Raw genomic sequence first — 13,438 nt, 5'->3', positions numbered from 1 at the left:
GGGTACAGATAACTAATAAAGATACAGATATAACACTTTAAATGGTTACAGATTAAGTGTGAGTTACAAGGGGGAAACGTGGAAGCAGAACTCAGCGGCAATAAATATCTCGCGATAGAACAACACATTAAGGCTCAGATCGATAAAGGGCTCTTTCACCCAGACGACCGCTTGCCTTCCATTCGTCAACTAAGCGAACAGCTTGGCGTGAGCAAAAATACCGTGATTCGCGCCTATCAAGAATTGGAAGCGACAGGCTGGGTTTATTCCGTGCCTAAATCAGGCTATCGCGTAAAAGCACCGAACACCACAAGTTGGGATGCGCCCAGCCAGCCTCAAAAAGTCGATCTGCTTTCCGTGACTAAATCAGTTCTCTCTCGCCCAAAAGGCCGTCTAAAATTGTTGGCAGGTTCAGCACACCCGAACATTAATAACCCTGCCATTCGTAGCTTGTACGCCGAAATCGGTCGCCATAGCCGTTTGCAAACTCAGCTTCCCGGTTATTACCAATTACCTCCCGGCGATGAGCAATTAGTGAAGCAGTTGTTAAAGATCACCCATGATCTAGGCGTGCCTGCGGGATCGAATGAGATTGCGATTACACATGGCGCTCAACAGGCGATCAGTCTGGCTTTACGTGCATTAACCAAACCGGGAGACATCGTGGCGGTCGAATCGCCCTGTTACTTCGGCAATCTGCTTTTACTTGAATCGCTTGGTTTGCAAGCACTAGAAATTCCAAGCAGTGTGAGCCACGGCATTGATATTCCATCACTACAAAGTTCGTTGAACAAATGGGAAGTAAAAACCTTACTGCTAACACCAAACTTTACCAATCCAACGGGTTCACGAATGCCATTGGCTAACCGAAAGGCATTACTGGATATCTCCGGATCTTTACCGATTATCGAAGACGATGTATTCGGTAGCTTGGCATTCGACACACCCATTGCCAGCCTCAAAGAGCTTGATAACCAAGATCGAGTCATTTACGTCAACTCTTTGTCCAAGACCTTAGATTCTCGCTTGCGTATTGGCTGGTTACTCTCAGGTCGTTACCAAGCTCAAGTTGAAAAATACCTATTATGCGACAACATGGGCAGCTCCAATTTAATGCAATCAGCGGTTGGGCACTTCCTCACTACGGGGAAATATCGAAGTCATTTGTCTAAGATGAAGCGACTCTACCAAGTCAATCAAAAGCAATTCCAAAGCCTGTTAATACAAGCGCTTGATGGCTATGAACACCTTGTTGGCCGCTACCATCTGTCAAAGCCTGAGGGATCTTTTCTAAACTGGATCACGTTACCTGAATCTGTCGATAGCTACGCAATTTATCAAGATTGTTTGAAGCACAAATTGGGAATATTACCTGGCACAGTATTTGGGACAAACGATCAATATAAACACTGCTTGCGCTTCACGGTAGCGAACATCGAAGAGAGTAAAGAGTGGCAAGAAGGGGTTGTGACACTAGCGAAAATAATCGCCAAACATACTTCTTTCTAATCGAATATTTCTGACTGCTAGATCATTCAACAATGAATAAACGTTAACTAAAACAACAAATACAATCACCAAGAAAATGCGTCAAACGATCACAGATAACACTCCGAAATACCTTTGCAAGTTTTTTAGAAAAATTCAAAAATAATTAGAATTTAACCCCTAACTTTACTGAGTATTTTGTTAGTCTTGGAAACAATTATTTACAATCCAAACAAAAATTAATTGGATCGCTAGAGGTTGTTTTTTTGAATATGAAATTATTCGGCAGTTCCCTAATCCTTTCGGGAACTGCATTAGGGGCTGGCATGCTTGCTATTCCCATGGTGTTGGCCCAGTTTGGCTTCATGATCAGCTCAGTGCTGATGCTACTTATCTTTATCGGCACCACCTACTCTGCACTCCTACTGGCAGAAGCGTGTACCAAAACGAAAGACAACAGTGGCATGAGCAGTGTTGCTTACCTAACTCTGGGCAGCAAAGGTAAACACTTTATCAATGCACTCTTTTACTTGCTGCTGGTATGCATGCTGATCGCCTATATCTTGGGTGTTGGCGACATCATTCATAAGCTATTGCTCGACGTCGGCGTAGACATCTCTGCATCCGCTGCTTATACCGTTTTCAGCCTATTGATGGGTGTGATTGTAGTCGCGGGTAAGTCTTATATCGATAAATTAAACCGTGGTCTATTCATCATGATGGTGGTGATGCTCTTCATTGTTATTGCCTCTCTGTTTAGTAATATCCGTCTAGATTACCTAACTCAAACTAGCCAATACACGGCCAATGACGTGGTGCAATACAGCGCGGTTATCTTTACTAGCTTTGCCTCTATGGTGGTGATCCCGTCACTGGTTATCTACAACCGAGAAGCGACTCAAAAACAGATCCGCAATATGATTCTGCTGGGCTCTGTGATTCCACTAATCTGCTACCTAACTTGGTTGTTCGCGATTATCGGAAACCTTGGTACAGACGCGATCAGCCAATTCCACAATATTTCAGAGCTAATCTCAGCATTTAGTGGACAGTCTGCTTGGTTGAAAGTTGTAATTGCACTGTTCTCAGCACTGGCATTGGTGACCTCTTTCCTCGGCGTGTCTATGGCGCTTTACGACCAAAACAAAGACGCAGTGACCAACAACAAAGCGTTGGCTTATGCGCTGACTTTCATCTTACCTTTGGTATTAGCAGAGCTGTTCGCAAGCCAGTTTGTAAGCATGTTGGACTATGCTGGTATGGTGCTGGTGTTCCTAGCTATCTGGGGGCCACTCGCAATGGTGGTTAAAGTTCGTAGACCTGATTTCCCCCATCTACAAACTGAAGGCAGCTATACCGCTGCCGGTGGCGATACGGCACTGATGGCAACATTCGGTTTTGGCGCGTTGATTTTCGTATCTTGGTTTATGGGGTAACTCATCACTCGGTCATAGACCTAAAAAGATACCAAGAAGAGCAGCGTTGGCTGCTCTTTTTTTATGCCTAATTTCCTTACCCACATTATTCCTCCCCCCTTCTCGACAGACATCGACTAATACCTTCAAAGAACGTATTTAGAAACAATAATTTAGATAAGAAACTCGTCATATCTAGATCTCAGCACCAGCTCAAAACACCATGTTCTATGATCATATAAAGTAACTCCATTGCTGATACATCTGATAAACAGATCACAAAACAACCTCAATGGTATTGTATTGGTACTATCATTTAAAATACCATCATTGCGTACCCTACAGTACTAAAGGACATAATAATGAAATCGACTAACTTCAAACTGTCTTCAATGATGTTCATTGAATGGTTTATCTGGGGAGCATGGTTTGTTCCCTTATGGCAAATACTCAATACCAATGGTTTTACGCCAACTGAGATCGCATGGTCTTATGCATGTACTGCAATCGCAGCGATCATTTCACCGATCCTAGTTGGATCAATCACCGACCGTTTCTTCGCAGCTCAGAAAGTACTTTCAGTGATGTTGATAGCGGGTGCAGGTTTGATGTACTTAGCGGCTCAACAAACCGAGTTTGCCACCTTCTTTCCAATCCTTTTGCTTTACTCGTTAACTTACATGCCGACGATTGCACTGACCAACAGCATTGCTTTCTCTAACGTAGAAGACGTAGAACGTGACTTCCCGCGTATCCGTGTAATGGGCACTATCGGCTGGATCGCTTCTGGTATTGCGATTGGTTTCTTACCAGGTTGGTTGGGTTACGGCGATATTTCATCAAGCAATATCCCTTTGATCCTGACTGCTTTAGCTTCTTTAGCACTGGGGATCTTCGCGTTAACACTGCCAGACACACCACCAAAAAGTACCGGTAAACTTAGCCTAAAAGTGATGCTTGGCCTTGATGCTCTCGTGTTGCTGAAAGACAAAAACTTCCTAGCATTCTTCGTTTGTTCTTTCATGTTCAGCATGCCATTGGCGTTCTACTACATCTTCGCAAACGGCTACTTAACCGAAGTCGGCATGAGCAACGCAACTGGCTGGATGACGCTGGGTCAGTTCTCTGAAATCTTCTTCATGTTAGCATTACCTTTCTTCACCAAACGATTTGGTATTAAGAAGGTACTATTACTTGGTCTCTTTACGGCAGCAGTTCGTTACGGTTTCTTCGTCTACGGTAGCGCAGACACTTGGTACCTATACTCACTGCTGTTCGCAGGCATCCTCTTGCACGGCGTGAGCTACGACTTCTACTTCGTAACGGCTTACATCTACGTCGACAAAAAAGCACCCGCTCACATGCGTACCGCAGCGCAAGGCCTTATCACATTGGGTTGCCAAGGTATCGGCAGCTTGCTGGGTTACCGCTTAGGTGGCGTATTAATGGAGAAAATGTTTGCTTACGACGAACCGCAGAATGGACTCACGTTTGATTGGTCCGGCATGTGGGGCTTCGGTGCCATCATGATCGCCATCATCCTCGTGATCTTCATGTACTTCTTCCGTGAACCAAACGGCGAAATCAAAGAGATTAAAATCGACAACAAATCAGATGGAAACCCATCAGAGCAGGCTCAAGTAGAAAAAGCTCAAGCGTAACTTTATACCTGCTCAGTCTTCTCTCTAGCCTTATTTTTTAGCTAAAGGCTGAGCAGTTTTTAAATAACCTATTTTTGGTGAAGTAAGATGAACATTTCAAAACAAGACAGAATTTTAGGCACTTTTTACGGTCAAGCACTGGGTGATTCAATGGGAATGCCATCAGAGCTTTGGCCAAGAAGCCGAGTAAAAGCGCACTTTGGTTGGATTGATTCTTTCCTACCGGGGCCTGCTGAAAACAACGCCGCTTGTTATTTCGATGCTTGCCAATTCACGGATGACACCTCAATGGCGCTGGCTCTTGCTGACGCTATCATCGAATGCGACGGTGAGATCTCACCAGAGATCATTGCTCGCAACGTATTAAGCTGGGCTGAAGGCTTCGACGCATTCAACAAAAACATTTTCGGCCCTAGCTCAAAAGCTGCGATGCGTGCAATTAAAGAAGGCACTTCAATTGATGAGCTTGAAAACAACGGTGTGACTAACGGTGCTGCGATGCGTGTATCGCCAATGGGCTGCCTAGTTCCTACCACCAGCTTAGACACCTTCATCGATCAAGTCGCACTGGCTTCAAGCCCAACACACAAATCAGATGTCGCAATAGCGGGTGCAGTTGCGATTGCTTGGTCTGTATCGAAAGCGATTGAAGGACATAGCTGGAGCGAAATTAAAGATCAATTACCTGCGATTGCCAACGCAGCACAAACCAAAAACATCACCACATTCAGTGCCTCAATGGGCGCTCGTATTGAACTTGCTTTGATAGTTGCTTCAGAAAACAGCGGCATTGAAGAACGCATGGAAAAAGTCTACAACTTAGTCGGTGCTGGCGTGAGCACAATTGAATCGGTACCAGCAGCTATTGCGATGGTTGAACTGGCGCAAACCGATCCAAACCGTTGTGCGATCCTGTGTGCTAACTTAGGTGGTGATACCGACACGATTGGTGCGATGGCGACCGCAATTTGTGGCGCATTGAATGGTATCCAAGCTATCGATGTCGATCTAAAAAAACAGCTCGACGATGAAAACCAACTCGACTTTGCAGGTTACGCCGCAACCTTCCTACGTTTAAGAGAAATTAAGGAGCAAGGGTATGCCTCATAGTTCTTTGATTACACTGATTCCAACCCTCAAGAATCAACGACAGTTGTGCCTGATTGGTGCGGCTGTGGTCGATATCGTGACTGAAACACCTGCCCTACCAAAGCGTGGTACCGATGTAGAACTGACCGAGAAAGGCATTCATGTCGGCGGTTGCGCCCTAAATATCGCGATTGCTCTGAAAAAGCTGGGCGTTGAGTCAATCAATGCCTTACCAATTGGTCAAGGTAAATGGGCTGACATCATCACCACAGCAATGGCTGAAAAAGGCCTAACAAGTCACCTACAAGATCCAAGTGGCGACAATGGCTGGTGCTTAGCGCTCGTTGAGCCAGACGGTGAACGTACCTTCTTGTCTGTGAGCGGTGTCGAGAACAACTGGAACCAACAAGCGCTTGATCAGTTAGATCTGCAAGACAATGCGATTATCTACCTTTCTGGTTATCAGTTGTCTTCGGGTTGTGGTGAAGAGCTCGTTAGCTGGCTGGAAACGTTGCCCAACAGCATTGAGCTATTCATCGATTTTGGCCCTCGCATTGGTGATATTCCAAAACCACTGTTTGATCGCCTAATCAACCTGAAACCAACGGTATCTTTGAATCGCCAAGAAGCTGAAGTTCTGGGTATGCGAGATATCAACACCTTCGTTGAGCAATGGCATAACACTTATCACTGCCCGCTGATTTTGCGCATCGACAGTGATGGTGCTTTGTTCGCCACTCATGACGGCTACGGAAACGTTGCGCCATTTAAAGCTACAGTGGTTGATACTATTGGCGCAGGTGACACCCATGCAGGAGGCGTTTTAGCAGGCTTGGCTTCTGGCTGGGAACTGCCCGATGCAATCTTGTTAGGCAATGCCGTGGCATCTTACGTGGTGAGCCATGTAGGTGGCGACTGTGCCCCAAGCGTGGACGAGATTACTCGCTACCTTAACCAATACTAATCCTTGCTAACTCATGAACACACTAGGCTCAGTATTACTGGGCCTTTTTGTTACGCCTGTCTTTTTTACCTATCTTTTTGGCCTTTCTCCCATGATTAATTTTTCTGCTTTGAACCGCTTTTCAATTGCAAATAACAAAGCAACAAGAATTCTGCTCGCTAGCTGTGGAATCAACCTGTGCATTGGTGTTCTCTATACCTGGAGTGTATTCAAAAACTCGCTTTTAGAACTCGGTTGGAACAACACTCAAGCCTCTATGCCCTACACAATCACCATCATCACTCTGTCATTAGCACTGCTTATTGCTGGTCGTATTCAAGATAAGATAGGCCCACAAAAAGTATTGATGGTGGGTTCTTTGATGGCGGGCGCAGGAATGATCTTAGCGAGCCTATCTTTGACGCCATGGAACCTGAATGTGAGCTTTGGTTTAGTCACAGGTGCGGGAATTGGTTTCGCTTACGCCTGCTTGAACCCAACGGCAATGAAGTGGTTTCATTCTTCTCAGAAAGGCATGGTCAATGGGTTACTCGCCACGGCATTTGGCCTTGCGGCTATCTACTTGGCCCCGCTTACTAGCTACCTAATATCCGTCGTTGGATTGGAACAAAGCCTTCGCATACTTGGGACTGGGCTCATCGTCATTGCTTTCCCACTGGCTTATTCGATCAAGAACCCTCCAGCAGGGTATGAGCCGAAAGCCAATTCAGAAGAATCTGACACCTCAAAGCCTAAACCACCTCCAGCACGAAATTACATGTGGAAAGAGATGCTCGCCACCAAGCAATTCTACCTCTTGTGGTTCACTTACGCCTTTGGCGCTGCCGCTGGTTTGATGATCATCGCCAACATCACCTCGATTGCTGCTGAGCAAGCCAATATCTTAGAAGGCGCTTATTTGATTGTGACCTTATCGATATTCAACTCAGCAGGTCGATTAGTCTCTGGGTTATTGAGCGATAAGATTGGCGCATTAAAAACGTTGGCGATCGCGCTTGGGCTACAAACCATCAATATGCTGCTGTTCAGCCAGTTTGTTTCTAGCCCGACTCTAATGGTTGGCGCGGCATTGGCAGGCATTGGATATGGCACCTTGTTAGCAGTGTTTCCTTCAATCATGGCGGACTTATACGGCCTGAAAAACTTTGGCGCCAACTACGGAGTGCTTTATACCGCTTGGGGCATTGGTGGCTTTATCGGCCCTATCCTTGCAGCAATCTCCGTCGATTGGTACGGCAGTTACTCAATAGCCTATTTGATCTGTGCTGTGTTAGTGAGTATCGCGACAGTCCTAACCTTCAAAGTAAAACCCATTTCAACAGAGCCTAGTAGCGATACAGAGTTAGCCCCACATTACCAACCAGAACGTTCAAGCTAACTGGATAAAACCTCTGAGTGGTGGAATCTTTGTTTTGCCCTCAGATTTCACATTTCTATTAAGTGTGGGCTGAGACTTCGGGTATACTTCAGTTAAATATAAAAGCTAAAACAGACATTTATGAGCGCTTATCAACCACTGCTTACCCTGATTCAAGAACGAATCGAACAGAAAGATAAATCACCCTTATATCTGAAGATTGCCGATTCAGTGAAGCTGGCGACTGAGCAACAGATGCTCAAAGGTGGAGACTTCATTCCTACCGAGCGTGAGTTCAGTGACAAGCTTGGTGTGTCTCGTATCACCGTTCGTAAAGCGTTGGATATATTAGATAAAGAAGGCGTGATTGTTCGCTCTCGTGGTTTGGGTACCATGATCAGTGAGACCGTTGAGTACTCCAGTAAAGAAGCGACAGGCTTCTCTCAACAAGTCGTTCTGAAAGGCAAAAAACCCGACACGTTATGGATTAAGAAAGACGTGATTGCGTGCTCTTCTGAAATAGCCAAGATGCTTAAAATAGCCGAGAACGATCAAGTCTTTCTATTGAAGCGCGTTCGTTACATCGACGAGCAAGCGGTATCTATTGAAGAGTCTTACGTTCCTGCGCATCTTATCCACGACCCTGACGAGATCCAGCTGTCGCTTTACGACTACTTCCGCAGCCAAGATATCTCGCCAACCAAAACACAAAGTCGTGTATCCGCTAAGATGCCAACAGAAGAATTTCTAGAGAAGCTCAACATTGATGAAACAGTGCCAGTGCTGCTTATCGAGCAAACCGCTTACGATAAAAAAGGCGTACCGATTGAATACAGTATCAACCGCTGTCGTGGTGATATGTATGTGTTTGTGAGCGAAGATTAAACCTCGCATCCAAAACACGGTAGATACAAAAAGCCCGTTAGTCTTACTCGAATTAGCGATCGCAACTAATTAACAGTAGGGCTAACGGGCTTTCTTATTTTCTGATTACCATGGCAAAAAACTAAAAGTGCTTACTTGGTCAAATTACCAAGCAATTGCTCACACTGTGCTTTTAGCGATTTAAGCTCATCTTCATTCATCTTAGAAAGACATAGCATTTCAACTGGCACGGTCTGCGCTTGCTCTTTGAGCTCTATCCCTGCAGGTGTCAGTGTAGTAACTCGAACTCGTTCATCTTCAGCACTGCGAGTTCTAAGCACGTAACCTTTCGTTTCCAAGCGCTTGAGTAAAGGCGTCAACGTACCTGAATCCAAATGCGTTTTTGCGCCTAGGGCTTTGACATTTATCTCTTTTTCTTCCCACAGCACCATCATCACAATGTACTGCAAGTAAGTAAGGTCAAGCGCTTTCAGTAAAGGTTGATACGCTCTACTCATTGCATTCGATGCACTATACAGCGCAAAACACACCTGATTATCCAGTTTTAGATAGTCATCTTGGTCGCTCATGATCACCTCACCAATAAATTAAATTGCGCACAATATACTTGCGTGCTCGAATTTTATCAATTAAGCTAGTTTTAAAATTAAGTTGCGCGCAATCTAATTTCACACAATTCAAACAAGGACTAAGACAATGACAACACTCTACACAACTTCTGCTACAGCTACTGCAGGTCGTAACGGCCAAGTTTCTACTGATGACAACCTGCTTTCAGTGGCGTTGAGCTACCCTAAAGAGATGGGCGGAACAGGTGAAGCGACAAACCCTGAGCAACTGTTTGCTGCGGGCTACTCTGCGTGTTTCTCAAATGCTCTACTTCATGTAGCTAAAGAGATGAAAATCAAAATCGCATCGGCGCCAACGACTGCAACAGTCGGTATTGGACCAAATGAAAACGGTGGCTTTGCTTTAACTGTTGCTCTATCGATTGAACTGGATCTAGAGCAAGAACAAGCTGTGACGCTTGTGAAAACGGCGCACCAAGTTTGCCCTTACTCAAACGCGGTTCGTGGCAACATTGATGTGAAATTGTCGGTTAACGGACAAGCGCTTTAGCCGCTTCATCCCACCCCCTCCAAAAAAAAGTACCCCGCTAAAAAAATGTCCCGCACTAGGCGGGACATTTTTTATATGCGATAGAAAGCTTCTAGCTCTGAGTTGCTAACTCTTAAACGTATTCGAGAGCTCTTTCAGCGATGTTGCCAACTCAGCCTGCTCTTTCGCTGTTGCAGCAATTTGCGTTGCGCCTGTCGTAGATTCTGTCGACTTCTGCTCTACCGCGACAACGTTCTGAGCAATATCTTGAGTCACTACTGCTTGCTCTTCAGTTGCGGTTGCGATCTGCTCTGCCATGCTGAATATTTCGCTCACAGCCCCTGAAATATCTTGCAGGGTCTGTTCTACTCCTCGTGAGTCTTCAACCGCTCTTGAAGACATCTTCTTGCTGTTATCAATCACATTGAACGCTGTTTGCACGTCAGATTGTAGCGAGTTAATGAAGCCTTCAATTTCCGAAGTGGACTGTTGCGTACGCTGAGCCAAAGTACGAACTTCATCGGCTACGACAGCAAAACCACGACCTTGTTCACCAGCTCGAGCGGCTTCAATCGCTGCATTTAACGCTAACAAATTGGTTTGTTCGGCAACGGATTTAATCACATCAATCACACTGTTAATGTTGTTGCTACTTTCGTGTAGATGAGTGATTTTTTCAGCTAGGCCGTTAATCTCAGAAGCCAAGGTTTCTATCGACTCATAGGATTGTTGGACCGTGCTTAAACCTTGCTGTGATTGTTCATCAGCGATCTTCGCTGAGCTTGCCGTTTGCTGTGTTTTAGCCGCGACTTCATTCACCGTCGCTGATAGCTCTTCTGTTGCTGTCGCAATCAAGCCAATCTGGTCTTGCTGTTCAACTAAGGTGCTTGAGTTGTATTGGCAAGTTTGCGCCGTCTCTTCTGCTGCTGAAGCAAGTGTCAGGCTAGATTGAGATAGGTTATCGATAACTTGAGAAAACTTCTCTAATGTTTCATTAAGCGACGATGAGATTTGACCCAGCTCGCTATTACCTTCGTAAGTCGCACGAACGGTTAAGTCATTGTCATTTCGGACTTTAGAAAGCACTCGCGTTAGATCTTTAACTCGAGTCGTTAAATCAGTAATGGCTTTGAAGCTAACAAAAGTTGCGAACAAAGTGATCACAACAAACATCACAATGCTGCCCATCATTGCTGATTGAGCTTGCTGAGTTTTCTGATCCGTCAGTGTAATAAGAGACTCTGCTAACTGATTTTCAGTCTTCTTCAGCTGAACAATTCGTGCCGTCGATTGAGCAAACCAATAAACAGGATCGACATCAAAACCACTCATTTTCGATTCAGCCACATCACGAAGTTTTTCCACTTCAGCCACCGAGCGATCATTCAGTTGTTGTTTAAAGAAATCAACGTTATCTGGGTTACCAAAAACTTCAAAGTTCGCAAAATATGTATTTTGCTCGGTTACCAAAGAGATGAATTTAACCAGCATACCCGAGCCAAATTCATTTTTAGAAAAGGTGTTGTTGAGAACCGCACGTTCGATACCCGCACGCTCCTTGCCTTGTAGAAAGTTATAGTAGGCGATGGTTTCTGTCGTGATGGTAGCATCAGTACTTAGCTCAGCAATTAATGCAGATACACTCAATAACTTAGCATTAAGTTTGGTGTAGTAGCCTAATGCTTCAGAAAGCGGAATTGATTGAGAATCCACTCTATTGCGAATCGAAGTAATTTGGTTGAGACTTTGGCTGATTTCAGTATTCAGACGCGCGATCTGCGATAAGCCGATTTCTTCAGACTGCCAGTACTCGGTTCTTTGATTGCGTTTGCTGTCTGCGTTAATTCTTTGTGCTTTTAGCTCACTGCCAAACTTGTTTCCCTGTGAGCCAATAAAGCCAGCCGTCATACCACGTTCTTTCTGTAACTCGTGCACCAACTCACTGTACACAACCGACAAACGCGTAAGTTGGTTTAATGACGACATTTCACTGGTGGTTTCTACGCCTTTTGAAATGGCAGAAACACTAAGCCATAAAAACCCTAAGATCGGTAAGATAAGCAAAGCGATGATTTTTTGCTTAAATGACATATCGGTTAAATTCATTATTATTTCCCTAACAACTAACAAATCTTCTCAGTCATCGAATTTGGCTTCCTTCTAACGGGTGCGCCTTAATTGTGACTCTATAATTATTCAAGCTGACCCATGTAAACCATGACCTAACCACACAGTTCAGCGCAGAGGACGTTAACATTTAACCTTATAAAATTCATTGATTTATGAATAAAACTGTTAACTATCTGACTTAACCAGACGAAAAATACGTGTAACAACACTTCTCTGACGCAGTGACTAAAAATTGACACGCCTTGCATAATCATAAAGTGGTAGATCGGCACTCACTGTGTAACCCTTACCAAGCTGTTCACTCATGATCATCTATATATTCAGTCTCAAATATGTATACTGCCGAGCTTATTAAGTAGCAGCTCGCAGCAAATATGCGACAACAACTGAGAGGTATTTTTATGGATTGTCCCGCTTGCGAAGAGCAAATCGGTTGGGAATGGGTAGAAGAGGAAGCAATCGAACCCAATGAAGAATTCAACTGCCCAGAGTGCAAAGAAACGCTGATGTATACCATCGATGAAGGCACCTATTATGGCGCGCAACACAAGACCGTTGAAGTTGTCGATGGTTAGGATGTTTTGCTAATGACTAAAACACTTGACCGATTCTTAGTCTGTTACAGCTTTATCGAGCCTAAGCGACTAAACACGCCTTTACTAGAACGAGCGTTCATCTTAAAATATTGAACATATGTTCAAATTAATGAAGTAGATGTTATGGCCAAGACAGCGAAGTTCGATAGACAAGACGTAGTAGATAAAGCGACTAACCTGTATTGGGAAAAGGGCTTTCACGCAACTTCTATGCGCAATCTACAGGACGTGATTGATATGCGTCCGGGCAGTATTTATGCGGCTTTTGGCAGCAAAGAAGGCTTGTTTAAAGAAACATTAGCTCGTTATACCGAACTCGGCATCCTCAATTTGAACCGCTTTCGCAGCGAAACAGATTCTCCAATCGAAGCGCTCGAAGACTTCGTAAAACGTGCCGTTGTCGAATCGAAACAAAGCGCGCCTAACGGCATGTGTATGCTGGCTAAAACAGTAGCTGAACTGACGGATGAGCACGCTGAATTATTAGAAGAAGCCAAGAAATCACTCAAAATCATGGAAGGCGAGTTCGCCAAACTGATTGCCGAAGCGCAAGAACTTGGTGAGATCAGCAAAGAACGCGAACCTACTCAACTTGCTCGCCACGTTCAGGTTCAAATTGCAGGGCTACGCACTTATGCAAAAACCTGCGATGACACAGAACTACTCAACTCAATGGTCGAAGACATCTTCAAGTACCACCCTTTTTAGCAACTGAGCGTATATAGGCTCAGCTCTACAAAAAGACGCCCAAGTAT

Annotated in this window: 12 protein-coding genes; 10 read left to right on the top strand and 2 right to left on the bottom strand. The window is 44.7% G+C overall.

From position 1 onward, the window contains the following. Positions 1-78: 78 nt before the first annotated feature. The 7 genes from AB4232_RS19095 (at position 79) to AB4232_RS19065 (ending at position 8,859) form a co-directional block, all read left to right on the top strand. On the top strand, positions 79-1,509 hold the full coding sequence (locus AB4232_RS19095) for a PLP-dependent aminotransferase family protein (RefSeq protein ID WP_372087766.1): 1,431 nt from the start codon (positions 79-81) through the stop codon (positions 1,507-1,509). 251 nt (positions 1,510-1,760) lie between these two features. After that, positions 1,761-2,924: an amino acid permease gene (locus tag AB4232_RS19090; protein WP_372087767.1), complete on the top strand. Its 1,164-nt coding sequence runs from the start codon at positions 1,761-1,763 to the stop codon at positions 2,922-2,924. 341 nt (positions 2,925-3,265) lie between these two features. Continuing rightward, positions 3,266-4,564: a nucleoside permease gene (locus AB4232_RS19085; protein ID WP_054541512.1), complete on the top strand. Its 1,299-nt coding sequence runs from the start codon at positions 3,266-3,268 to the stop codon at positions 4,562-4,564. 87 nt (positions 4,565-4,651) lie between these two features. Next, positions 4,652-5,674, top strand: a complete 1,023-nt coding sequence (locus AB4232_RS19080) for an ADP-ribosylglycohydrolase family protein (protein WP_372087765.1) — start codon at positions 4,652-4,654, stop codon at positions 5,672-5,674. After that, positions 5,664-6,617, top strand: coding sequence for a PfkB family carbohydrate kinase (locus AB4232_RS19075; protein ID WP_372087764.1), 954 nt, complete (start codon positions 5,664-5,666; stop codon positions 6,615-6,617). Before AB4232_RS19080 ends, AB4232_RS19075 begins: the two co-directional genes overlap by 11 nt. 91 nt (positions 6,618-6,708) lie before the next feature. Then, positions 6,709-7,995: an OFA family MFS transporter gene (locus tag AB4232_RS19070; RefSeq protein WP_372087763.1), complete on the top strand. Its 1,287-nt coding sequence runs from the start codon at positions 6,709-6,711 to the stop codon at positions 7,993-7,995. Between the two features lie 120 nt (positions 7,996-8,115). Next, the gene (locus AB4232_RS19065; protein WP_017103508.1) at positions 8,116-8,859 is read left to right on the top strand and encodes a GntR family transcriptional regulator; all 744 of its coding nucleotides are present in this window, start codon (positions 8,116-8,118) and stop codon (positions 8,857-8,859) included. Positions 8,860-8,990: 131 nt separating this feature from the next. Here AB4232_RS19065 and AB4232_RS19060 read toward each other — a convergent pair whose 3' ends face one another. Further along, positions 8,991-9,428: a MarR family winged helix-turn-helix transcriptional regulator gene (locus AB4232_RS19060; protein ID WP_041473174.1), complete on the bottom strand. Its 438-nt coding sequence runs from the start codon at positions 9,426-9,428 to the stop codon at positions 8,991-8,993. 127 nt (positions 9,429-9,555) lie between these two features. On the opposite strand from AB4232_RS19060, the gene AB4232_RS19055 reads away from it, so the two are divergent. Beyond that, positions 9,556-9,978, top strand: a complete 423-nt coding sequence (locus AB4232_RS19055; RefSeq protein ID WP_012601111.1) for an organic hydroperoxide resistance protein — start codon at positions 9,556-9,558, stop codon at positions 9,976-9,978. Positions 9,979-10,083: 105 nt separating this feature from the next. On the opposite strand, the gene AB4232_RS19050 is transcribed toward AB4232_RS19055, so the two are convergent. Then, positions 10,084-12,063, bottom strand: coding sequence for a methyl-accepting chemotaxis protein (locus tag AB4232_RS19050; RefSeq protein WP_372087762.1), 1,980 nt, complete (start codon positions 12,061-12,063; stop codon positions 10,084-10,086). A 425-nt stretch (positions 12,064-12,488) separates the two neighbouring features. Here AB4232_RS19050 and AB4232_RS19045 point away from each other — a divergent pair, with 425 nt between their 5' ends. Further along, positions 12,489-12,662, top strand: coding sequence for a hypothetical protein (locus tag AB4232_RS19045; RefSeq protein WP_372087761.1), 174 nt, complete (start codon positions 12,489-12,491; stop codon positions 12,660-12,662). 144 nt (positions 12,663-12,806) lie between these two features. Next, on the top strand, positions 12,807-13,391 hold the full coding sequence (locus AB4232_RS19040) for a TetR/AcrR family transcriptional regulator (protein ID WP_372032617.1): 585 nt from the start codon (positions 12,807-12,809) through the stop codon (positions 13,389-13,391). Positions 13,392-13,438 lie beyond the last annotated feature (47 nt).

The sequence above is a fragment of the Vibrio sp. 10N.286.46.A8 genome, assembly GCF_041470165.1.
Classification (GTDB): Bacteria; Pseudomonadota; Gammaproteobacteria; order Enterobacterales; family Vibrionaceae; genus Vibrio; species Vibrio tasmaniensis_A.
This window is presented reverse-complemented; position numbering and strand designations above follow the sequence as displayed.